The sequence below is a fragment of the Actinoplanes sp. NPDC049802 genome, assembly GCF_040656595.1.
Taxonomy (GTDB): Bacteria; Actinomycetota; Actinomycetes; order Mycobacteriales; family Micromonosporaceae; genus Actinoplanes.
In genome coordinates, this window is record NZ_JBFAMR010000005.1 from 183,981 (window position 1) to 206,234 (window position 22,254).

Genomic DNA, 22,254 nt, shown 5'->3' on the forward strand with positions numbered 1-22,254 from the left:
GGCTCCCCATGCCCGTGCGCCGTGCCCTGCGAGTGGTGCGGCGTTACTGGCGCGTGCTCGCCCGCCATCTGCAGCGTTACACGGCGCCGGCCCGACGGGCCTGGCGCCGCTCGCTGCAACTGCGGGTGGTGGCGCTGACCCTGGTCGCCTCCAGCCTGCTGGTGGGCACCTTCGGCGCGTTCATCGCGAACAGCAGCACCGACATCCTGCTGAGCCGCGCCGAGGCCGAGGCCCGCACCGCCATGAACGGCAAGGTGGAGTACGCGCGAAAGCAGCTCACCCTCTACCCGCAGGCCCGTGACCCGGAGCTGCCGAACGCTCTGAACGATCTGGTGAACGAGCTGTTCGACGGGGGCGCCTCGCCCGCCGGGGCCACCATCGTCTCGATCCGGGCGGAGCACTACCCGGATCTCCAGGCGGTCGTCGTGCCGCCGAACGTGGACACCCGGGATCTGATCACCCAGGAGATGGTGGCGAAGGTCTCCGCCGACGCCGGCAAGCAGGCCCGCCAGATCCGGACCGCGGAGATCGGCGGCCAGGTCACCAAATACCTGGTGTACGGGTCACCGGTGCCCACCAACTTCGGTCACGTCGAGCTGTACTACATGGTTCCGCTGAGCACCGAGGATCAGGACGCCAACCTCATCCGGACCACCGTGCTGGCCACCGGCCTGGCCCTGGTGATCCTGCTCGGCGTGGTGGCCGGCCTGGTCACCCGCCTGGTGGTGACCCCGGTCCGGGTGGCCGCGCGGACCGCGCAGCGCCTCTCGGCCGGCCTGCTCGACCAGCGGATGAAGGTGGAAGGCGAGGACGATCTGGCGCTGCTCGCGGCCGCGTTCAACCAGATGGCGGCCAACCTCCAGCGGCAGATCGTGCGGCTGGAGGAGATGTCCCGGCTGCAGCGGCGGTTCACCTCGGACGTGTCGCACGAGTTGCGGACGCCGCTGACGACCGTACGGATGGCCGCTGATCTGATCTTCGCGGAGCGGGAGGACTTCGACCCGGCGGTGGCCCGCAGCGCCGAGCTGTTGCAGGCCGAGCTGGACCGGTTCGAGGACCTGCTCACCGACCTGCTGGAGATCAGCCGGTTCGACGCCGGTTTCGCGGCGCTGGACGCCGAGCACACCGATCTGGTCCCGATCGTCGAGCGGGTGGCCGAGCGGCTCACCGGCCTGGCCGACCGGGTCGGCGTCGAGTTGCAGCTGCATCTTCCGGACACCCCGGTGATCGCCGAGGTGGATCCGCGCCGGGTGGAGCGGGTGCTGCGCAACCTGGTGGGCAACGCGGTCGAGCACGGGGAGACGAAACCGGTGCAGATCACCTTGGCGACCGACGACGCGGCCGTGGCGATCACGGTTCGCGACCACGGGATCGGCCTGAAACCCGGTGAGGAGCGGCTGGTCTTCAACCGGTTCTGGCGGGCCGACCCGTCCCGGGCCCGGCAGACCGGCGGCACCGGCCTGGGCCTGTCGATCAGTGTCGAGGACGCCCGGCTGCACGGCGGCTGGCTGGAGGCGTGGGGTTCGCCGGGGGAGGGCGCCCAGTTCCGGCTCACCCTGCCGGTGCGCGCCGGTGACCGGCTGGTGGCGGCGCCGCTGCCGCTGATCCCCCGGGACCGTGCCGCGGAGGTGAGCTGATGCTGCGCCGCATGATCGCCGGTACGGCCGTGGTCCTGGTCCTGTTGGGCGGCTGCGGCATCCCGGACGAGTCGGATGTCACCGATCTCGGTCCGGGCCCGTCCACCGGCACCTCGTCCGGTGACGGCAGCCTGCGCAGCCGGCTCACCCGCGAGTCGACCAGCGACCGGGCCCAGTTCGTCACCAACTATCTCCAGGCCGCCGCGGGGGACTACGACACCGCCCTGGACCGGGTGAAGCAGTTCATGTCGGAGTCGGCGAAGGAGCAGTTCAACGCCCCCGCCGCGCCCCGGGTGATCCGGCCGATCGCCACGCCGCTGCTCACCAAGGACCAGGACCGGGTGAAGGTCGAGTACGAACTGCTCGGCACGTTCGGCAAGAACGGGCTGATCGAGCCGCCCGCCGAGCCGACCACCGGCACCTACGAGTTCACCCTCACCGAGGTCACCGGCGAGGGCCTGTACATGGTCGAGGCGCCGCCGTTCCTGCTGCTCAGCAACCACGCGCTGGACAACTTCTACGAAGAGCGCACGATCTACTTCTGGAACACCGAGTACACCGGGCTGGTTCCGGACATCCGCTACATCCTCGGTGAGGTGCCGATCGAGCAGGAGCCGACGATCATCATGGGCTGGCTGATCGGCGGCCCGGCCCCGTGGCTTCAGGACGCCGTGAAGACGCTTCCGGACGGCACCCGCACCGAGGGCAGCAAGGTGCCTGCGATCACCGAGAACCGGCTCCAGGTCAGTCTGAGCGCGCAGGCCGTGCCGACCGAGGACACCGAGCAGGCCGTGGACCGCTTGCGGAAGCAGTTGCAGTGGTCGACGCGGCACCTGCCGATGGAGTACCTGGACTTGAAGATCGGGCACCAGGACGTCCGCAGGTACTCCGGCACCGACTACCTGTCCAGCAATCCGGCGCACCGGCTGGTGCCCAACCCCGAGCGGTACGTGGTGTACGACCGCACCATCCGGCGTCTCGTGGACCGGGACCGGCCGACGCCCGACTCGGTGCCGGGGCTGAACGCGGAGACCAACAAGGATGTGAGCCGGGCCGCGGTCACCACCACCGGCTCGCACGTGTACGCGGCCCTGGTCACCGGCACCGGAAAGGGCGAGCGGCTGCGGGTGGGCTTCGCGACGGCCGGCCAGGTCGCCACGCTGCGTGAGGTCACCGGGCTGCCCGGCGGCATCGGTTATCCGGTTTGGGCGATCACCCCGGAGGACAAGACCGACCGCGCGGCCGGGCTGGTCATCGCGGCCGGAAAGCTGTGGCGGTTCCGGGCGCAGGGCGGTCAGGCGCTCCAGGTCTCGTGGCCCGGCGTGACCGGGCCGATCAGCGCGATCGCGGTGGCCCCGGACGGGCACCGGGTGGCGCTGGTGATCGGCGGCCGGCTCTTCCGCGCGGTGCTGACGGTCAGCGGCGAGGGGATGGCCCTCAGCGGCCTGCGGGAGCTGGACCCGCCGCTTGAGTCGGTGACCGCGGTGGACTTCACGAGTGAGGGCTGGCTCGCGGTGGCGGGCACCGACCGGAGCAGCAAACGGATCGCGATCATGGAGATGTCGATCGATGCCGCCCTCCAGTCGGACCGGCTCGCGGACATCGGCACGAACGCGGTGAGCTACCTGACGACCTACCCCGCGAACCCGGAGACGAACCGACCCACCGTATCCACGTTGATGTATTCGACGGGCACCGACGCGTGGGAGGGCCTGTCCACGTCGGTGCAGCTCAAGGCGGCCAACCTGGCCGGTCCGAGCAGTGAGCCGCGGCCGGGCGTGGTGCCCGGGGCGCCGTTCTTCCTCGACTGACATGCTGCTGGCGGATCTCGCGGATCTGGTGCTGCCGGCCGCCTGTGCGGGCTGTGGGGCGGAGCGGACGCGGCTCATCCACGGCGCCTGCGCGGCGTGTGTGACCGAGTTGGAGGGCCTGCGCCCGAGGGCGGCCGAACCGTCGCCGCCGCCGGCCGGGTTTCCGTCGTGCGTGGCTGTCGGGTCCTATGCGGGGGCGTTGCGGGGCGCGCTTCTGGCGTACAAGGAGAAGGGCCGGCACCGGCTCGCCAAGCCGCTCGGCACGCTGCTGGCCGGGGCGGTGGCGGCGCTGGCGCCGCGCGATCGTCCGGTGACGCTCGTTCCGGTCCCGTCCACGGCGGCGGCGCGGCGGGAGCGGCACGGCGACCACATGGCCCGGTTGGCGGGCCACGCGGCCCGCCGGTTGCGGTCCGCCGGCTACCTGGTGAACGTCGTGCAGCCGCTGCGTGCCCTTCCGCGCCCTGACTCCACGTCACTTGATCAGCACGAACGGGCGACGGTAGCTGTAAATTCGCTGCGAATGATCCCTCGAATCGGCAATCTACGACGCGACGACGTTTTGCGAGGCACCCTTGTGGTGGCGGACGACATCGTCACCACCGGGGCCACGCTGGCCGCGGTGGCACGCCGGCTTGAGGAGGCGGACATGCAGGTCAACGGTGCCGCGGTGCTCGCAGCGACAGAACTGCGCCGAAATTTCCCGCGCATTTGACCATGATCCCGCCCCGGATTGCCGATAGAGGCGAATGTCAGCCTTCCGGTATCCCGAACGAGGGGTGACGGGCAGGCGATGGCAGGTTAGCGTCTAGGTGACGAGGGTAAGTCGATCAACTTACCCGCCACCGGGAGCGCCGAGTCAGAGGCCTGTTCGCCGCACCGGAAAGGAGTCGTCTCACTCACGTAGGCCGCGTCGGTTTTCCTCACGCGGCGTCTTCACCGAGCAGCTCGATGCGCCGTGGTTCGGCGCCCGCCAAGCACAAATGTTGGGGGAGGTCACGAGTGGACATTGTCGTCAAGGGCCGCAACGTAGAGGTTCCCGACCACTACCGAGAGCATGTCGCCGACAAGCTGAGCAAGGTCGAACGTTACGACCAGAAGCTGATGAGGGCGGACGTGGAGTTGTTCCACGAGCGCAATCCGCGACAGTCCGACATCTGCCAACGGGTCGAGATCACCGTCATGACGAAGGGGCCGGTGGTTCGCGCCGAGGCCCAGGCACAAGACTTCTATGCCGCCCTGGACTGTGCGATCAACAAGTTGGACGCCAGGCTGCGCCGCTCTGCCGACCGGCGCCGAGTACATCGCGGACGGCACGCGCCGGTCTCCGTCGCCGCGGCCACCGCGAATCTCCCCACCGATCTGACCGGGGGACGTACCACCACGCTGACCGAGCCGGAGCTCGAGACCGAGCCCACCGAGCACGATGACAACCAGCCGTGGCGCATCGTCCGGGAGAAAGAGCACTCGGCCGAGCCGATGACCGTCGACGACGCCCTCTTCCAGATGGAGCTCGTCGGCCATGACTTCTATCTGTTCCACGACAAGGAGAGCGGGCGGCCGAGTGTGGTGTACCGCCGCCGTGGATACGACTACGGCATCCTCAGCCTAGGCATGTGAGGTTCCCGCGCCGGAGGCCTGCACGAGCAGGTCTCCGGCGAGGAGGACGTAGAGCACGTCGTCGAGCCGGCCACCGTCCGGCCCCGGCAGGCGCTGCTTCTGGTAGGCCTCGCGCGTGAAGCCGGCCTTCTCCAGCACCCGCTGCGAGCCGATGTTCGTCGGCAGGGCGCCGGCCACGAGACGGACGATGTCCGTCTCGGCGAAGACCCAGAGAGCGAGCAGTTGCGCCGCGCGGGTGGTCAAACCCCTTTTCCGGTACGCGGGAAGCGTGCTGTATCCGATCATCGCCTGGGCGAGCGGCGGTTCCTGGTAGTACAGATCGATCTCGCCGGCCGGCAGCCCGGTCGCGGTGTCCACGATGATCAGGTCGGCCCGGTTGCCGGCGAGCCACTGCGCGGCGGCCCGCGAGCAGCGCCGGCGGATCTCGTCGGCCGGCTTGGGCTCGGGCGGCACGCTGGTCTCCACCACGTCCGGCACGCTGTGCAGTTCGGTGTAGAAGTCCACGTCGCCCTCGCCGAGCGGCCGCAACGTGATCACGCCGTCGGACAGCTCGCCGCCCGGCAGGTCGGGCAGCAGCCGCGGCGCCGGCTCGCCGCTGTCGCTCGCCAGGCGCGAGTAGACCAGCAGCTCGGGTGTGCCCCGGCGGATCCCCTCCCGGGTGTATCCGGCGGCCAGCGCCACCCGCAGGGCGATCGGGTTGTCCCACGGGATCAGCAGCTCCAGCCGCTCCCGGTCGCGCAGCGCGATCTCGCTCGCCGCACGCAACGCGGCCGTCGCCACGCCGCGGCGCCGGGCGCCCGGCACGACCTCGAAGGTCACCCGCTCCCCGGCCAGACTGACCCGGCCGAGCCGGTCACCGGACCGGGCGCCGACGATCTCGTACGCCCCGTCGCCCGCGTCCTCGAGCCGCACTTCGCTGTTCTGATCCACGGGGACATCCTCTCCGGGACGCGCCCGGGCGCCAAACAGCTTTCAAACGAGTCGAAGGATGCGCTGTCAGCGAACTTCTTAGCGTATTTCGCCCTCTTTGCGAGTTTCAGGGGAGGCTCGGGTCACAGGTCTCCGGCGGAGGTGCCTACGATGGTTCGGCAGACTGTCTAGGGGAGCGTTGACCCGTGTCGATATTGGAAAAGATTCTTCGCGCCGGCGAAGGCCGCATGGTGCGACGGCTCAAGGCGATCGCGGACGCGGTCAACTCGATCGAGGACGACTACGTCGACCTGAGCGATGACGAGTTGCGCGAATGCACCCAGCAGTTCAAGGAGCGTTATCAGGACGGTGAGTCGCTCGACTCGCTGCTTCCCGAGGCCTTCGCGGTGGCCCGGGAAGGCGCCAAGCGCGTCCTCGGCCAGCGGGCCTACGACGTCCAGCTGATGGGCGGCGCCGCCCTGCACTTCGGCAACATCCCGGAGATGAAGACCGGTGAGGGCAAGACCCTGACCGGTGTGTTCCCGGCCTACCTCAACGCGTTGAGCGGCAAGGGCGTGCACATCATCACGGTCAACGACTACCTCGCCCAGCGTGACGCCGAGTGGGTCGGCCGGGTGCACGTGTTCCTCGGCCTGACCGTCGGCGTCATCCTGCCGAACCGTCCGTCCGCCGAGCACCGCGCCGCCTACGAGTGCGACATCACGTACGGGACGAACAACGAGTTCGGCTTCGACTACCTGCGCGACAACATGGCCTGGTCGAAGAGCGAACTGGTGCAGCGCGGCCACAACTTCGCGATCGTCGACGAGGTCGACTCCATCCTGATCGACGAGGCCCGGACCCCGCTGATCATCTCCGGCCCGGCCGAGCACTCCGCCCGATGGTATGGGGAGTTCGCCCAGATCGTGGCGCGTCTCCAGCCGGGCAAGGACGGCGAGGGCGACTACGAGGTCGACTACGCCAAACGCACCATCGCGATCACCGAGCGCGGCGTCGCCAAGGTCGAGGACCGGATCGGCATCGACAACCTGTACGAGTCGGTGAACACTCCGCTGGTCGGCTACCTGAACAACGCCATCAAGGCCAAGGAGCTGTACAAGCGCGACAAGGACTACATCGTCAGCCCCGAGGGCGAGGTCCTGATCGTCGACGAGTTCACCGGCCGCATCCTGCACGGCCGCCGCTACAACGAGGGCATGCACCAGGCCATCGAGGCGAAGGAGGGGGTGGAGGTCAAGCAGGAGAACCAGACCCTCGCGACCGTCACCCTGCAGAACTACTTCCGCCTGTACGAGAAGCTCGGCGGCATGACCGGTACGGCGCAGACCGAGGCCGGCGAGTTCAACAGCGTCTACAAGGTCGGCGTCGTCAGCATCCCGACGCACCGCCCGATGATCCGCATCGACCACCCGGACGTCATCTACAAGACCGAGCGGGCCAAGTTCAACGCGGTCATCGAGGACATCGCCGAGCGGCACGCCACCGGCCAGCCGGTCCTCGTCGGCACCGTCTCGGTGGAGAACTCGGAGATCCTCTCCCAACTGCTGCGCCGCCGCGGCATCCCGCACAGCGTGCTGAACGCGAAGTTCCACGCCCAGGAGGCGACGATCATCGCCCAGGCCGGCCGTAAGGGCGCGGTCACCGTGGCCACCAACATGGCCGGCCGTGGCACCGACATCCTGCTCGGCGGCAACCCGGACTTCACCGCCGCGGCCGAGCTGCACCAGCGCGGCCTCGACCCGGTGGAGAACCCGGAGGAGTACGCGAAGGCCCTCGAGGAGGTCCTCCCGATCGTCAAGGAGGCCACCGAGCGGGAGGCCGCCGACGTGGTGGCCGCCGGCGGGCTCTACGTGCTCGGCACCGAGCGCCACGACTCCCGGCGGATCGACAACCAGCTCCGCGGCCGGTCCGGCCGGCAGGGTGACCCGGGCGAGTCCCGGTTCTACCTGTCGCTGCAGGACGACCTGATGAAGCGGTTCCGGGCCGGCGCCGTCGAGGCCGTCATGGAGCGGTTCAACATTCCCGAGGACGTTCCCATCGAGTCGAAGATGGTGAGCAAGCAGATCCGCAACGCGCAGACCCAGATCGAGGCGCAGAACGCGGAGATCCGGAAGAACGTCCTCAAGTACGACGAGGTGATGAACAAGCAGCGGACCGTCATCTACGCCGAGCGCAAGCGTGTGCTCGACGGCGAGGACATGCACGACCAGGTCACCCACATGATCGAGGACGTGATCACCGACATCGTCACGGTGGCCACCGCCGACGGCTACGCCGAGGACTGGGACCTGGAGCAGCTCTGGACCAACCTCAAGCGTCTCTACCCGGTCACCGTCACCATCGACGACATCGTCGAGGAGTCCGGCGGTGAGAAGGGCTCGATCGACCAGGAGTTCCTGATCGAGCAGCTCAAGCAGGACGCCCGGGCCGCCTACCAGGCCCGCGAGGAGGAGCTGGGCGCCGAGGCGCTGCGTGAGCTGGAGCGTCAGGTGCTGCTCGCGGTCATCGACCGTAGGTGGCGCGAGCACCTCTACGAGATGGACTACCTGCAGGAAGGCATCTCCCTGCGGGCCTACGCGCAGCGCGACCCGGTGGTCGAGTACCAGCGCGAGGGCTTCGACATGTTCAACCAGATGATGGAGGGCATCAAGGAGGAGGCGGTCGGCTTCGTCTTCAACCTGGAGGTCCAGGTCGAGGAGCAGCCCACCGTCACCGTCGACCCGAGCCAGGCCTACGAGCTGCCCAAGGTCGGCGACGAGCCGGACTCCGGCGGCGAGCCCGAGCGGGTCGAGGTGCACGCCAAGGGCCTCGGCGGCTCCAACCGGCCGCAGAACCTGCAGTACACCGCGCCGGCGATCGACGGCGAGGCCGGCGCCGGCCGCCCGGTGATCCAGCAGGAGCAGGGCCCGGTCTCCATCGGCCCCGGTGGCTCTCCGGTCCCGGCCGGCCCGGCGCACACCGCCGCCGGATCGCGGAGCCGGTCCTCGGCCTCCCCGTCGGAGTCGAACGGTCCCTCACGGAACGCACCCTGCTACTGCGGCTCGGGCAAGAAGTACAAGCGCTGCCACGGCGCGCCCGGCGCGGTCTGATCCACGGCTGAACGGCCCGCGGCCCCGGCTCAAGCCGGCGGCACGCGGGCCGTTCCGCTTTCCGGCTCGAGCTGGTGCCGTGGGCCGTTGCGTTGTCTGGTTCGAGCTGGTGCCGTGGGCCGTTGCGTTGTCTGGTTCGAGCCGGTGCCGTGGGCCGTTGCGTTGTCCGGCCCGGGACGGCCGCCGCGGTCCTCGCAGACGGCCGCCCCGGGAGTCTCAGATGATCACGAGCGCGGTGGTGGCCCAGGTCTGCTGGTGCAGCTCCATGCGGAACGCCATCGCCCAGGTGCGGTCACCGGTGACCAGAGTGACGGCGGCCTCGACGGCGCCCGGCCGCGGCTCGCACAGGCGCAACCGCAGCACGGCCACCGGGACCGGGCGGCGTGCCGGGCGGGCGCCCCGGTGACCGGCCCGGCGCAGCTCGGCGGCCCGGCGGGCCCCGGCCAGACCCTGTGCGACCACCTCGGCCGCCTCGGCGGGCAGTGCCATCCGGCGCAGGTGGGCGGCGGGCCGGAAGCCGTTGAGGACCTCGACGCAGAGGTGCACGAACCGGCGGGCCGCGAGTTTCGCGTCACCGGCCGCGCCGGCCACCGCCGGTGACGCGGGCCTCCCCTTCTCCGGCGACCGCTGTGTGCCGGCCGGCCACTCCAGGGCCGGCTGACGGGGTGGCGCCCAGACCTGCGGCGCGGACTCGTCGTCGAAAGGGGGTTCGGATCGGGGAACCGGGCGCAACCGAATCGCCGGACGGCTCCCCGTGGGCGCAATCTCGACCGCCGATCGCATCGCCACCGCCACTCCTCGCATCGCCACCGACAAACCTCGCTCAGTCTTCACGAAACCTTGCGTTTGCCTTCGTTTGCCTTCGATGAGCCACAGTCTTGTTCAGGTGCCTTCGGTCGGTCAACCGCGGCTCATCGATTCGGTAAGAGGCGCATAAGCCGCCGAGCGCTCATTCCGCCTCACGGTCGGCCAGTGGGTTGTCGCGCACCCACTCGGCCGTCTCCGCGTACCTCTCCTCGATGTATTTCTCCAGCTTGGAGCGCTCGACGCGCCACTGCCCGCGCCCACCGATCTTGATCGCGGGCAGTTCGCCGCTGCGGACCATGTGATAGACCTGCGAGTCCGAGACGTTCAGTTCGGCGGCCACGTCGGACAGCAGCAGGAAGCGGGGCTCCGGCACGGCTCCTCCTTTCGACAGCCTCAGTTTGCCATCGATGGCCTGTGGCCGACCCGGTGCGACCCCGATCAGGAGACTCCTGATGAAATGAGGCCATGTCCGGGCCGAGATGACGGTGTACTGTGCTCGCCCGACCGCCGAGTGCAGGAGGAATCACGGTGCCGATCACCGACCTGGTCCGGGTTTACGTGCCGGCCACGCTGCCGATGCTCACCGCGCTGCGGGCCGGAGGGCGTCTCGGCGACCAGACCCTCGTCGCGCACGCGGTGACGCCCGCGCTCCGGGAGTGGTATGCGGAGGGCGACGAGGAGGAGCTGGAGTACGTCGCCTTCACCCGGGCCGCCCAGGGCGCCCTCCAGCTGCTGCGGCACGACCCGTCAGCGCCACGCCGCCGGGTGGTGGTCTCGGCCGACGTGCCGGCCGCCGGCGTGACCCGCGAGGACACCGAGCTGGGGTCAAGCACCGTCCGGCTGCCGCAGCCGGTGAGCCTGGCCGAGCTGGCGAGCATCCACGTCGACGGGACCGACGCGATCGAGGCGGTGGCGGCGGCCGCCGAGGTGGTCGAGGAAGCGCTGGCCGGCGACCCGGACGCCCAGTTCACCGTCGACAGCGCCGAGGATCACGAGTTGGAGTGGTACGCGGTCTCCGAGTTGGACGAACTGGCCTGAGGCCCGTCCCCGGCCGGCGTCTTCGCCTTGGCGTCCTCGTCCTCCTCGTCGGCGGGGTCTGGAGTCCGCCCGGCCGTCTCCGCGCTGTCGGCCGGGTCGAGGGTCCGGCTGGTCGCTTTCTCGTCGTCGGCCGCGCTGAGAGGCCGGTCGGCCGCTTCCTCGTCGTCGTCGCGGGCCGGGCCGAGGGTCCGGCCGACCGCGAAGATGGCGGTGAGCGCGCCGGCGAAGAGGACGATGAGCCCGTTGTTCATCCGGGCGGAGCTGAGCATCCGCTGCACCGTCTGTTCCAGCTCGCTGACCTTGCCGGCCAGTTCGAGCACTTCGGCGCCGGCGGTGCGGGCCAGCAGCTCGCCGATCACCAGCAGCAGGCCGGCCCCGGCGCCGGCCAGCGCGTAGAGCGGCCAGCGCAGGCCGGGGTGCCGGCGCAGCATGAAGTACGCGATCAGCCCGGCCGCGAGCCCGCTCAGCGCCGCCTGGCTGTACGAGAACCACTGCGCGGCCTGCGCCGAGGACTCGGTGTCGCCGGCACCGAAGGCGTTGAGCACCGGCGCCTGGAAGAGGTTCAGCAGGAAGCCGATCAGGAAGACACCGACCGAGCCGGCCCCGGCCGCGGCGACGACGGTCGGGATCCGCAGGCCGGCCAGCGCGCCACCGATGGTCGCGGCCGCGGCCACCGTGCCGCCGACCACCGCGTAGATCGTGCCGGCCGTGTTGATCGTGATGATCGGGATGGCGCTGAGCAGGCCGACGACCAGACCGGTGCCGGTGGCCACGGCGAACCGGGCCGTCGGGCCGAGTCGCCGGCGCCCGCTGACCAGGGTGAGCACGAGCAGGGCCACGGCCGAGCCGGCGACCAGGTCGGCGGTGACCGCGCCGGGCAGCGCGTACGCCGTCGAGGTCACCTCCATCGCGACATCCGCCCGGCCGGTGATGGTGGCCCGGGCCGACCAGAGCATCGCGCCGGTCCAGGCCAGGGCGGTGGCCGCGAGCAGCGCTACGGTGAGCCGGGACTCCTCGACGGTCTCCGGGGCGGCGGTCTGGCGGTCTGTCATGGGGGCCAGGGTAACCGGCGAAACCGCGCACGCCTGACCGGCCGTCCGTGAGGTGCGAGGATGGACGAAACCCCCTCCACGACGAGGAGCTCCGGATGGATGCCCTGTTCTCCGTCCCGGCGCCGAGGAACGAGCCGGTCCGCGACTACGCGCCGGGTGGCTCGCACCGCGCCTTACTGCAGAAGACGATCGACGAGCTGCGCGACCGCCGACCGGACCTGACGATGACGATCGGCGGGCGGCAGCGGATGGCCGAGGGCCCGCCGATCGAGGTGGTCCAGCCGCACCGGCGGCACGCGGTGCTGGGCGTGACCGGCAACGCCACGGCCGCCGACGCCGCCGCCGCGGTGGCCGCCGCCAAGGAGGCCGCGCCGGGCTGGCGGGCGCTGCCGTACAGCGAGCGGGCGGCGATCTTCCTGCGCGCCGCCGAGCTGCTGGCCGGCCCGTGGCGGGACACGCTGAACGCCGCGACCGTGCTGGGACAGTCGAAGTCCTGCTATCAGGCGGAGATCGACGCGGCCTGTGAGCTGATCGACTTCCTGCGGTTCAACGCGCACTTCGGGGAGCGGCTGCTGGCCGAGCAGCCGGAGTCGTCTCCGGGGGTGTGGAACCGGTTCGACCACCGCCCGCTGGAGGGCTTCGTCTACGCGATCACGCCGTTCAACTTCACCGCGATCGCCGGCAACCTGCCGTCCGCCCCGGCCCTGATGGGCAACACGGTGATCTGGAAGCCGTCGCCCACACAGCAGTTCGCGGCGCATTTCACGATGCGGTTGTTCGAGGCGGCCGGCCTGCCGCCCGGGGTGATCAACATGGTGACCGGGGACGGCCAGGCGGTCTCGGAGGTGGTGCTGGCCGATGCGGACCTGGCCGGCATCCACTTCACCGGCTCGACCGGGACCTTCCGCCGTCTGTGGCGCACGGTGGGGGAGAACATCGACCGGTACCGGGCCTATCCGCGGCTGGTGGGGGAGACCGGTGGCAAGGACTTCGTCATCGCTCACCCCAGTGCCGATCCGGACCCGCTGCACACGGCTCTGCTCCGCGGGGCGTACGAGTATCAGGGCCAGAAGTGTTCGGCGGCGTCCCGTGCCTACCTGCCGCGGAGCCTGTGGGAGGGCGGCCTGCGGGATCGGCTCGCCGCCTCGGTCGCTTCCCTCCGGTACGGGGATGTCACCGACCTTTCGGTGTTCGGTGGCGCGGTGATCGACGGCCGGTCGTTCGGCCGGCTCACCGGTGCGCTGGAGCGGATCGCCGGCAGTGACGCGTGCACGGTGCTGGCCGGCGGGCGGGGTGACGACAGCGAGGGCTGGTTCGTCGAGCCGACGCTCGTCGAGTGTGCGGATCCCGGGCACGAGGTCTTCTCCACCGAGTACTTCGGTCCGATCCTGGCGGTGTACGTCTACCCGGACGACGGTTTCGACGAGGTGGTGCGGCTGGCGGACATGGCCTCGCCGTACGCGCTGACGGGTTCGATCTTCGCCACCGACCGGACGGTCATCGAGCGGGCGCAGCGGGATCTGCGGTTCACGGCGGGCAACTTCTACGTCAACGACAAGCCGACCGGTGCGGTGGTCGGGCAGCAGCCCTTCGGCGGGGCGCGGGGCAGCGGGACCAACGACAAGGCCGGTTCGATCCTGAATCTGCTCCGCTGGGTGTCGCCGCGGACCATCAAGGAGACGTTCGACCCGCCCACATCGTGGCGCTATCCGCATCAGGGTTGAGTCCGCCGGGACCGCTGGAGAGCGAGGGTGGGCGTTTAGGGTCGATTGTCTGGTTGTGCACGGCAGTTCCGTAGTTTTTGCCGGATTCCTGCCCGCAACGCGTCGTCTGACCGATTGGGTGCACCATTTTACCTGGTCAACGCGCATTTCCAGGCTGAAACGCCCACTCCGCTCTCTCGTTGTCGGACTGTCTGTGCGGGACAGTCGTTTGTGGAGGCGCAAACTGGACGGATCGGGCTAAATCCTGGACGGCGGCGCGACAAAGTGGCAGCTTAGAAGGCATGCCCGACTTCCAAATCAATCCGACGGCGGCTGCCCTCCTCGGCCTCCTCCATGAGGGGGCGATGACCGGCGGTCAGCTGATGGCGGCTGCCGAACGCCGTCTCGGGCCCTACTGGTCGATGACGCGGAGCCAGGTCTACCGCGAACTACCCGTACTGGCCGAAATGGGATATGTCCGCCTCGGTAAGCCGGGCCCCCGATCCAGTCAGCCCTACGCGATCACCGCGTCCGGCAAGCGAGCCTTCGGCCGCTGGCTGGCCGAGCCGCCCGGCCGTGACGCGCTGCGCAACCCGGTCGCCCTGCGGGTCGCCTTCGGTCAGCAGCACACCGGAGAGCAGTTGCAGTCGCTCTACACCAACGCCAACCAGTACCACTCGGAGGCCATGGCGATGGCGAAGGAGCAGGCCAAGGAGGCGAAGAAGAACGGCGACCAGTTCGGGGCGGCCGCCCTGGAGTTCGCGGTCGCCTACCACAAGGCCGCACTCACCTGGCTGAAAGCCGTTCCCACCGAATGAACAGACCCGCCCCGGCCAGCATTCTGGCCGGGCGGCGTAGTCTTGAGTGTCGTGACCGCTGCCGACTTTCCCGAGCAACTGAAGGCCCTTGACGCGACCCTGCGAAACATCGAGAACGTCCTGGACGTCGACAAGCTGCGCCGGGACAAGGCGGACCTCGAGGAGCAGGCCTCCGCGCCGGACCTCTGGGACGACCAGGCCCGTGCTCAGGAGGTGAACAGCCGGCTGTCGTACATCTCCGGCGAGCTCTCCAAGCTGGAGCGGATGCGCTCCCGTCTCGACGACGCCGGGGTGCTGCTGGAGCTCGCCGAGGCCGAGAGCGACGCCGGCTCGATCGCCGAGGTGGGTGACGAGATCACCGCCCTCTCCAAGTCGATCGAGGAGATGGAGGTGCGCACCCTGCTCTCCGGGGAGTACGACTCCCGCGAGGCACTGGTCGCCATCCGGGCGGGCGCCGGCGGTGTGGACGCCGCCGACTTCGCCGAGATGCTGATGCGGATGTACCTGCGCTGGGCCGAGCGGCACGGCTACCCGACCGAGGTCTACGACACGTCGTATGCGGAGGAGGCCGGTCTCAAGTCCGCGACCTTCACCGTCAAGGTGCCGTATGCGTACGGGACGCTGGGCGTCGAGTCCGGCACCCACCGCCTGGTGCGGATCAGCCCCTTCGACAACCAGGGCCGGCGCCAGACCAGCTTCGCCAGCGTCGAGGTGATGCCGGTGGTCGAGCAGACCGACCACATCGACATTCCGGAGAGCGAGATCCGCACCGACGTCTACCGGTCGTCCGGCCCCGGTGGGCAGAGCGTCAACACCACCGACTCGGCGGTCCGGCTGACCCACATCCCGACCGGCATCGTGGCCTCCTGCCAGAACGAGAAGTCGCAGCTGCAGAACAAGGTGGCCGCCATGCGGGTGCTCCAGGCCCGGCTTCTCGAGCGCAAGCGCCAGGAGGAGGCCGCCAAGATGGCCGATCTGCGGCAGGACACCACCGGTTCGTGGGGCGATCAGATGCGTTCGTATGTTCTCCACCCGTACCAAATGGTGAAGGATCTGCGCACTGAGTTCGAGACCGGTAACCCTTCGTCGGTCTTCGACGGCGACGTGGACGGATTCATCGAGGCCGGCATCCGTTGGCGCAAGCAGAATCAGCTCGCCTCATAGCGAGATCGGTGACTGTGCGCAACCTGGCCTGAACGGTGGGTCAGGCCGGGTCGCGTCCGTTCCCGGTGTTACCGCAGCTTGTGAATATTCCCGACCCCGGTGGGGTTGGCGATTTCGTTACACCGCGTAGACTCCAGTCCCGTGATTCTGCTCGAGAACGTGACGAAGACGTACCCGAAGGCGTCTCGGCCGTCGTTGGACAATGTCAGCGTCGGGATCGAGAAGGGTGAGTTCGTCTTCTTCATCGGCCCCTCCGGTTCCGGTAAGTCGACGATCATCAAGCTGCTCCTGCACGAGGTCTCACCGACCCGTGGCAAGGTGGTGGTGAACCAGAAGGACGTGACCACACTGCGCTCCTGGAAGGTGCCGCACTTCCGGCGTTCGATCGGGTGCGTCTTCCAGGATTTCCGCCTGCTGCCCAACCGCACCGCGTACGAGAACGTCGCCTTCGCCCTTGAGGTGATCGGCAAGACCAAGGCGGTCGCCCGGCGCGTCGTTCCCGAGGTGCTGGAGCTGGTCGGCCTCGGTGGCAAGGAGCACCGCTACCCGCACGAGCTCTCCGGTGGTGAACAGCAGCGTGTCGCGGTGGCCCGGGCCTTCGTGAACCGGCCGCTGATCCTGCTCGCCGACGAGCCGACGGGTAACCTCGACCCGGACACCTCGATCGAGATCATGCGCCTGCTGGACCGGATCAACCGGACCGGCACGACCGTCGTGATGGTCACGCACGACTCCAACATCGTCAACCAGATGCGCCGCCGGGTCATCGAGATCGAGAGCGGACGGATCGTCCGGGACCAGGCGCGCGGTGTCTACGGATAGACCCGGCTCCGCCCCCGTACTGAAAACTGAAGCAGTGACACGCGGAGTCCTGGAAGGATCCCCCCGATGCGCGTGAAGTACATCCTCAACGAGGTCCTGGTGGGCCTGTGGCGCAACGTCACCATGACGATCGCCATGATCATCACCATGTCGGTCTCGTTGACCATGCTGGGCGCCAGCGTGTTGTTGTACATGCAGGTCGACCAGATGAAGGAGTATTACTACGGCAACATCGAGGTCTCGATCTTCCTGACCGACGACGTCACCGAACCGCAACGGCAGGTGATCGATGAGGCCATCAAGGGCAGTGGCCTGACCATCGACCAGCAGTACGAGAGCAAGGAAGACGCGCTCAAGCGGTTCCAGAAGCTCTGGGCGGACTCGCCCGACTTCGTCAACGCGATCAACTCGAACAGCCTGCCGGAGTCGTACCGGGTCAAGCTGAAGAACCCGGAGAAGTACGGCGAGTTCGCCAAGGTGGTCGAGGGCCTGCCCGGCATCCGGCAGATCATCGACCAGCGCGAGTTGCTGGACAAGGTCTTCAAGGTCTTCAACTCGATCCAGGTGATGGCGCTGGTGGTGGCCGGCTTCATGGCGGTCGCGGCGTTGCTGCTGGTGGGTAACACCATTCAGGTGGCCGCCTACAGCAAGCGGCGCGAGGTCGCGGTCATGAAACTGGTCGGCGCGTCGAACTGGTTCATCCAGTCACCGTTCGTGCTGGAGGCGGTGGTCGCCGGTCTGATCGGCTCGATCCTAGGTTTCGTCGCGCTCTTCGCCGGCAAGGTCGTCCTGCTGGACCACAAGCTTCAGGCGCTGGCCACGATCCTGACGCCGATCCCCAACGGCAACGTGTGGCTGATGCTGCCGCTGCTTGCCGGCGTCGCCTCGCTGTTCAGCGCGATCACCGCCTGGGTGACGCTGCGCTTCTACCTCAAGGTCTGAGGCTCCACCCGCATCACGGCGCTCCCGATGGCCGCAACCCTGCACAGGGTTGCGGCCATCGGGTGATTTGGGGCATTGCGGGCGATTGGTCGGGGTAGCGTGACGCCGTGGGGTATCGCCGACCTGATCGTCTGATAACCGCCTGCCTCTGCCTCGTCGCCCTCTTCGGGTGCATGCCGGCGGTTCCCCTGCCCGCCGCCGCCGACCCCGCCGACGACGCCGCCCGCGCCGTCCACCGCGCCGAGGCCCTCCTGGAGAGCGCCGGGGCCGCCGCCCGGACCGCCGCGGCCAACCTCGCCAAAGCCACCACCGCCATGCCGGCCGCGCAGAGACGTGTCGCCACCACCCGCGGCGTGGTCGTCGCCACCCGGGTCGAGGCCGACACCGCCCGCCGCCGGGCCGACACCGCCCGAGCCGGCTACCAGCGGGTCACCGACGAGTACACGGCCGCCACCGTACGGGTCGACGCCGCCCGCGAACGGGTCGAGGACATCGCCCGCGCCACCTACATGGGCAGCACCTTCAACCGCCTCAACCTGCTCGCCGAGGCGACCGGACCGCAGGACCTGATGGACCGCCTCGGACTCGTCGAACACCTCATGCACCAGGAGCAGCAGGAGGTTCGTACGCTCACGGCGGCCCGCCGGACCGCCCGGATCGCGCAGGACCGGGCCGGCGCCGCGAAACGGGCCGCCGAAGCCGCCGAGCAGGCCGCCGCCGACCGCCTCCGGGACGCCCGGAACGCGCAGGCCGCCGCGATCCGCGCCCGCGACGCCCTTCACCGTCTGGTCCTGACCCGCAAGACCGCGCTGCGCGCCGCCGAGACCCAGCGCGCCGCGGTCCTGGCCCGATACCGTGCCGCGGTACGCGCCGAGAGCCGGGTCCGCTCCTCCATGCGCGGCTGGGAGAACCGGGCCGGCGTCGGCAGCCGCTACCCCGGCGGCCGCCTGCTGATGCCCGTGCACGGCTGGAAGAGCAGCGACTACGGCAACCGTTACGACCCCTACTACCGGGTGTGGCAGCTGCACGCGGGCGCCGACTTCGCGGCCGGATCCGGCAGCCCGATCCGGGCCGCCGCCTCCGGACGGGTCATCCAGGCCGGCTGGAACGGCGGTTACGGCCGGTACACGTGCATCAATCACGGACGGTTGGACGGACACGGGTTCACCACCTGCTACGCGCACCAGTCCAAGATCTATACCGGGGTCGGCGAATACGTCCGCCGCGGCGAGATCATCGGCCGGGTGGGCAGCACCGGCGCCTCCACCGGAGCACACCTGCACTTCGAGACCCGGTTCGGTGGCGTACCCCGCGATCCGCTCGATTACCTGCCCGGCTGCCTGTGCTGAACCCCGGGTACGCTTTGCGTTCGGGTTCACAGAAACAGGAGGTTCCGCGGTCATGCCACGCGAACAGGGCCGCAAGCTCGTCGCCTCCAACCGCAAGGCGTACCACGACTACACCATCATGGACACCTTCGAAGCCGGGATGATCCTCACCGGCACCGAGGTGAAGTCGTTGCGTGCCGGGCGGGCCTCGCTGGTCGACGCGTTCGGCCACGAGAAGAACGGTGAGATCTACCTGCACGGCATGCACATCCCGGAGTACACGCAGGGCACCTGGACCAACCACGAGCCCCGCCGCCCGCGAAAGCTGCTGCTGCATCGCGAGGAGATCCACAAGATGCTGGGCAAGCTGCGTGACGACGGCGTCACCCTGGTGCCGCTCTCGGTCTATTTCCAGAACGGGTACGCGAAGGTCGAGCTCGGCGTCGCAAGAGGCAAGAAGAGCTACGACAAGCGTCAGGACATGGCCTCGCGGGACGCCCAGCGCGAGATCAACCGGGCGATGGGCCGCCGTGCGAAGGGCATGGACTGAGGGAGTATTCTGCCCGGCCAGGCCCATTTGATCATCTACCGCTGATCATCCGCTGTCGCTGATCTTCCGCTACCGAAGAGGGAGACCCGCCCGTTGGCGAAGCATGCCGCACGTCAGTTCATCCTGGCCCGATCCGTCCTCGGACTGGCGGCCGCGATCCTCGTCGCCCTGGTCGGCTGGATCGCGTTCCGCTCAGGCGGCGCCACCGAGGCGCACGATCCGCTGCTCGTCCAGCCGACCGCTGATCTCCAGGCGGCCGCGGGCTCGCTGCCGGCCACCACTCCGGCGACCGAGTCGGCCACGGCGTCGTCCACGCCGTCGCCTTCACCGTCCGCGTCACGCTCCGCCTCGGCGTCCCCCTCGGCCTCGGCCTCGCCCTCGGTGTCGCCGTCGCAGTCGGTTTCCGCCTCGGCCCGGCCCTCGCCCTCGAAGAGCACCGGGAGCCCCAGCCCGTCGCCGTCGCGCGCCAGTTCCCCGCCTGCCGCCGCGGACCTGTCCGTCACCTACACCACCACCGCGTCCTGGCGCGACGGCTTCATCGCCTCGGTCAAGGTCACCAACAAGGGCTCGTCGGCGCGGGAGTGGACCGTCACCCTGTCCTACCCCTCCGGCGCCGGGCTCGACCTGCGCGGCACCTGGAACTCCACGGCCAGCCTCAGCGGCAACACCGTCACGATCCGCGGCCGGTCGCTCGCCGCCGGCTCCTCGATCAGCGCCGGCTTCCAGGCCGAGAAGGAACTGAACGATCTGGTGAAGCCGGTCACCTGTGCCATCGGTGGCGGCAGCTGCCGAGTGAGCTAAGATTGCGACGCTGTGACACAGACATGGGGGTGACTGGTTTCGACTTCGTACGTGGAGACAGGGGAAGCGAGCCGAGGAAGCCGACGTCGTCTCGAGAATCGGTCGTCGGAAAACTATAAGCGCCAACGATAAGTTTGACGCTGACCAGTACGCTCTCGCCGCCTGAGGCAAGTAGCGTGGTCTGTCGGTCTGGGAGCGCCTCCGTCCCAGCCACCGGCATCAGCTAGGAGGCTGGCCAATCGGTCCCGGTCGCGGGGACCGTGCGGCGAGATCAATCAGCGACTGGGCCCGTCGTCCGAACTTGCTCACGTGAGTCGGAGGGCCGAGTAGGGACATAGTGAGCTGCGCTCGGAGAAGCCCTGACAAAACAACGAAGGACCCGGGTTCGATTCCCGGCACCTCCACGAGAGAGGGCTTACTTGAACCCGCGACAGCGGGAGAGAGTTCGCTCGAAGCGGCGGCACCATCGGTGCCGCCGCTTTCGTTTCTCGCCTCGCTGATCAGCGGCAACACCAGGTCCGACAGTTCGTCGGCCGCGACGTACGGCCCGGCCTCGTCGGCGTCGCAGTAGACCTTGGCGAAGAACGCCTGATTGAGTGCGCGCCGTCCGCGCTGCCCGGCACGGCGGTACAGCTCCTGCGGGTCGGTGAGCAGGCCGAGCAGGTACAGCATCGTATCGGCGGCCTCGTCGAGCCGCGGAGCATCCGAGTCGTCGAGTTGCCGGGCGAGCCGGTCCCGCTCGTCCCGGATCTTCCGTAGACGCGCCGCGATCTTGTCCTGCGGCCAGTCGGGATCACCGATCAGGTCCAGAAAGCGATCTTCCTGCCGGTCGAGCGCGGCGAGCTGATCTTTCACCCGGGTACGCAGCTCGGCGCTCATGCCGGCTGACAGGGCCAGCACCTCACCGACCCGGACGGTGAGGTTGTCGCGCAGGTCGGCGGGCAGCGCGATCGTCGCGTAGTTGTCGACGACGGCCGTCTCCACCCGAGCGATCGGCAGGTAAGGCAGGTCGCAGGCGTGCTGCTGCCGTCCGCGGCAGAAGTAGTAGAAGTGCAGATCGCCGGTATGGCTCTTGCCTCGCATGATCATGAGCCGGCGTCGGCACCGGTGACACCAGACGACGCCCTTGAGGTAGTGGTTGTGGGTGCGTTCCCGGACGCCGCCGGCCCGGCGGCTTTCGAGCATCTGCTGTACGCGGTCGAAGACCTCCGGGGTAACCAGTGGTTCGTGTCGCCCCTGGTACTCGACGTCGCGGAGCGAGACGAAGCCGAGGTAGTACCCGTCACGAAGCAGGTTGCCAAGCGAGTTCAGTGAGATCGGGGTGCCGACCGGGAAGCGCTTGGTCGGCTTGGTGCGCAGACCCGCATCGGTCAGGGCCGCGATCAACGCATGGAAGCCGTACGTTCCGGTGGCGTACAGCTCGAACGCCATCCGGACCAGCGGGCCACGCACCGGGTCGACGGCAACCGTGCGGACCTCCCGGCCCTCGAACGTCTCCCGTACATTGAGGTAGCCAATCGGTGCCCGCCCCACCGAGCCACCTCGCATGATCTTCTGACCCATCTTGTACGCGATGTCTGCTCCCGAGGCCCGGGACTGGTACTCGTTGACGCCGTCGAGCACCGTGGCGACGAGGTCGCCGATCGCCGAGTCCTCGGTGTAGCCCATGACCGAGACGAGCGTGACGCCGGCGCTCCGCAGGTCCCGCTTGGTGATGGCCGCATCGATCGAGTTGCGGTGCAGCCGGGAGCGGGCGTAGACGAGCACGTAGTCGATGTCCTTTTCGGCTTTGAGCCGGGCCATCATCTCCTGGAAGACCGGTCGCCGGTCGACGGTCGTCGCGGAGCGGCCGGGCTCGACGAACTCGGTGACGATCTCCGTGCCCAGTTCGGCGGCACGACGCTGGATGGCCGACCTCTGGGCCGGCAGAGAGATGCCTTCCGGGTCGTAGTCGGTGTTGACCTGCCCGGCCGAGGACACACGCAGGTAGCTGAAAGCCCGCTTGCGAGTGTCCTCGGACCGGTCGTGCCGGCGCGAGGCCATGTACTTCTGGGCTTGACCCGTTTCGACGGACAGGGTCGATGAGTTGATCTTCAGGCTACCTTGAGCGCGGGTAGCAGGCTGATGACGGTGCCGCCTTCGTAA

General features: G+C 69.0%; 18 protein-coding genes, 1 other RNA gene and 1 pseudogene. 15 read left to right on the forward strand and 5 right to left on the reverse strand.

Features of this window, described 5'->3' with window-relative positions; genetic code table 11:
• Nucleotides 1-8 precede the first annotated feature (8 nt).
• The 4 genes from mtrB (at nt 9) to raiA (ending at nt 5,065) form a co-directional block, all read left to right on the forward strand.
• The gene (gene mtrB, locus AB0I88_RS05810) at nt 9-1,637 is read left to right on the forward strand and encodes an MtrAB system histidine kinase MtrB (protein WP_361018861.1); all 1,629 of its coding nucleotides are present in this window, start codon (nt 9-11) and stop codon (nt 1,635-1,637) included.
• Entirely contained in the window at nt 1,637-3,448 is a 1,812-nt protein-coding gene (locus AB0I88_RS05815; RefSeq protein ID WP_361018864.1) for an LpqB family beta-propeller domain-containing protein, read from the forward strand. The genes mtrB and AB0I88_RS05815 overlap by 1 nt, the downstream gene beginning before the upstream one ends.
• Nucleotide 3,449: 1 nt before the next feature.
• The gene (locus AB0I88_RS05820; protein WP_361018867.1) at nt 3,450-4,160 is read left to right on the forward strand and encodes a phosphoribosyltransferase family protein; all 711 of its coding nucleotides are present in this window, start codon (nt 3,450-3,452) and stop codon (nt 4,158-4,160) included.
• Nucleotides 4,161-4,447: 287 nt separating this feature from the next.
• Entirely contained in the window at nt 4,448-5,065 is a 618-nt protein-coding gene (gene raiA / locus AB0I88_RS05825; protein WP_361018871.1) for a ribosome-associated translation inhibitor RaiA, read from the forward strand.
• Here the strand turns inward: raiA and AB0I88_RS05830 are convergent.
• A complete protein-coding gene (locus AB0I88_RS05830) occupies nt 5,054-5,995 on the reverse strand; it encodes a GNAT family N-acetyltransferase (protein WP_361018874.1) in 942 nt (313 codons plus the stop codon). The two genes, raiA and AB0I88_RS05830, sit on opposite strands and share 12 nt — an antisense overlap.
• Before the next feature lie 185 nt (nt 5,996-6,180).
• Between AB0I88_RS05830 and secA the strand changes: the two genes are divergently transcribed.
• The gene (gene secA / locus AB0I88_RS05835; protein WP_361018877.1) at nt 6,181-9,084 is read left to right on the forward strand and encodes a preprotein translocase subunit SecA; all 2,904 of its coding nucleotides are present in this window, start codon (nt 6,181-6,183) and stop codon (nt 9,082-9,084) included.
• A 216-nt stretch (nt 9,085-9,300) separates the two neighbouring features.
• Here the strand turns inward: secA and AB0I88_RS05840 are convergent, their stop codons facing one another.
• Nucleotides 9,301-9,888, reverse strand: a complete 588-nt coding sequence (locus AB0I88_RS05840; RefSeq protein ID WP_361018926.1) for an Rv3235 family protein — start codon at nt 9,886-9,888, stop codon at nt 9,301-9,303.
• Between the two features lie 145 nt (nt 9,889-10,033).
• Complete coding sequence (locus tag AB0I88_RS05845; RefSeq protein WP_361018880.1) at nt 10,034-10,264, reverse strand: helix-turn-helix domain-containing protein; 231 nt, start codon at nt 10,262-10,264, stop codon at nt 10,034-10,036.
• 203 nt (nt 10,265-10,467) lie between these two features.
• Here AB0I88_RS05845 and AB0I88_RS05850 point away from each other — a divergent pair, with 203 nt between their 5' ends.
• Nucleotides 10,468-10,929, forward strand: coding sequence for a hypothetical protein (locus tag AB0I88_RS05850; RefSeq protein ID WP_361018928.1), 462 nt, complete (start codon nt 10,468-10,470; stop codon nt 10,927-10,929).
• On the opposite strand, the gene AB0I88_RS05855 is transcribed toward AB0I88_RS05850, so the two are convergent.
• Nucleotides 10,881-11,981, reverse strand: coding sequence for a hypothetical protein (locus AB0I88_RS05855; RefSeq protein WP_361018883.1), 1,101 nt, complete (start codon nt 11,979-11,981; stop codon nt 10,881-10,883). The genes AB0I88_RS05850 and AB0I88_RS05855 overlap by 49 nt on opposite strands.
• Nucleotides 11,982-12,076: 95 nt before the next feature.
• Here AB0I88_RS05855 and pruA point away from each other — a divergent pair, with 95 nt between their 5' ends.
• The 9 genes from pruA to ssrA all read left to right on the forward strand — a co-directional run bounded on the left by pruA (nt 12,077) and on the right by ssrA (nt 20,516).
• Complete coding sequence (gene pruA, locus AB0I88_RS05860) at nt 12,077-13,705, forward strand: L-glutamate gamma-semialdehyde dehydrogenase (RefSeq protein WP_361018886.1); 1,629 nt, start codon at nt 12,077-12,079, stop codon at nt 13,703-13,705.
• Nucleotides 13,706-13,986: 281 nt separating this feature from the next.
• Nucleotides 13,987-14,502: a PadR family transcriptional regulator gene (locus AB0I88_RS05865; protein ID WP_361018889.1), complete on the forward strand. Its 516-nt coding sequence runs from the start codon at nt 13,987-13,989 to the stop codon at nt 14,500-14,502.
• 51 nt (nt 14,503-14,553) lie between these two features.
• Complete coding sequence (gene prfB, locus AB0I88_RS05870; protein WP_361018891.1) at nt 14,554-15,666, forward strand: peptide chain release factor 2; 1,113 nt, start codon at nt 14,554-14,556, stop codon at nt 15,664-15,666.
• 141 nt (nt 15,667-15,807) lie between these two features.
• Nucleotides 15,808-16,488 (forward strand): cell division ATP-binding protein FtsE, encoded by a 681-nt coding sequence (ftsE, locus tag AB0I88_RS05875; protein WP_183224950.1) that lies wholly within the window; start codon nt 15,808-15,810, stop codon nt 16,486-16,488.
• Nucleotides 16,489-16,554: 66 nt separating this feature from the next.
• Nucleotides 16,555-17,430 (forward strand): permease-like cell division protein FtsX, encoded by an 876-nt coding sequence (ftsX, locus tag AB0I88_RS05880; protein WP_361018894.1) that lies wholly within the window; start codon nt 16,555-16,557, stop codon nt 17,428-17,430.
• 173 nt (nt 17,431-17,603) lie between these two features.
• Nucleotides 17,604-18,779: a M23 family metallopeptidase gene (locus AB0I88_RS05885; RefSeq protein WP_361018897.1), complete on the forward strand. Its 1,176-nt coding sequence runs from the start codon at nt 17,604-17,606 to the stop codon at nt 18,777-18,779.
• A gap of 52 nt (nt 18,780-18,831) precedes the next feature.
• Complete coding sequence (gene smpB / locus AB0I88_RS05890) at nt 18,832-19,308, forward strand: SsrA-binding protein SmpB (RefSeq protein ID WP_361018899.1); 477 nt, start codon at nt 18,832-18,834, stop codon at nt 19,306-19,308.
• Between the two features lie 93 nt (nt 19,309-19,401).
• The gene (locus tag AB0I88_RS05895) at nt 19,402-20,109 is read left to right on the forward strand and encodes a cellulose binding domain-containing protein (RefSeq protein WP_361018902.1); all 708 of its coding nucleotides are present in this window, start codon (nt 19,402-19,404) and stop codon (nt 20,107-20,109) included.
• Between the two features lie 25 nt (nt 20,110-20,134).
• Nucleotides 20,135-20,516, forward strand: a transfer-messenger RNA (tmRNA) gene (gene ssrA, locus AB0I88_RS05900).
• 565 nt (nt 20,517-21,081) lie between these two features.
• On the opposite strand, the pseudogene AB0I88_RS05905 reads toward ssrA, so the two are convergent.
• A pseudogene (locus tag AB0I88_RS05905) lies at nt 21,082-22,152 on the reverse strand (recombinase family protein); the annotation flags it as partial.
• Between the last annotated feature and the right edge of the window lie 102 nt (nt 22,153-22,254).

Excerpts from the sequence above, each read along its gene's own strand:
- pruA (WP_361018886.1), top strand. The coding sequence starts at position 12,077 with ATGGATGCCCTGTTCTCCGTCCCGGCGCCGAGGAACGAGCCGGTCCGC.
- AB0I88_RS05865 (WP_361018889.1), top strand. The coding sequence starts at position 13,987 with ATGCCCGACTTCCAAATCAATCCGACGGCGGCTGCCCTCCTCGGCCTC.
- AB0I88_RS05820 (WP_361018867.1), top strand. The coding sequence starts at position 3,450 with ATGCTGCTGGCGGATCTCGCGGATCTGGTGCTGCCGGCCGCCTGTGCG.
- ftsX (WP_361018894.1), top strand. The coding sequence starts at position 16,555 with ATGCGCGTGAAGTACATCCTCAACGAGGTCCTGGTGGGCCTGTGGCGC.
- AB0I88_RS05840 (WP_361018926.1), bottom strand. The coding sequence starts at position 9,888 with ATGCGAGGAGTGGCGGTGGCGATGCGATCGGCGGTCGAGATTGCGCCC.
- mtrB (WP_361018861.1), top strand. The coding sequence starts at position 9 with ATGCCCGTGCGCCGTGCCCTGCGAGTGGTGCGGCGTTACTGGCGCGTG.
- AB0I88_RS05855 (WP_361018883.1), bottom strand. The coding sequence starts at position 11,981 with ATGACAGACCGCCAGACCGCCGCCCCGGAGACCGTCGAGGAGTCCCGG.
- smpB (WP_361018899.1), top strand. The coding sequence starts at position 18,832 with ATGCCACGCGAACAGGGCCGCAAGCTCGTCGCCTCCAACCGCAAGGCG.
- AB0I88_RS05815 (WP_361018864.1), top strand. The coding sequence starts at position 1,637 with ATGCTGCGCCGCATGATCGCCGGTACGGCCGTGGTCCTGGTCCTGTTG.
- AB0I88_RS05850 (WP_361018928.1), top strand. The coding sequence starts at position 10,468 with ATGCTCACCGCGCTGCGGGCCGGAGGGCGTCTCGGCGACCAGACCCTC.
- AB0I88_RS05885 (WP_361018897.1), top strand. The coding sequence starts at position 17,604 with ATGCCGGCGGTTCCCCTGCCCGCCGCCGCCGACCCCGCCGACGACGCC.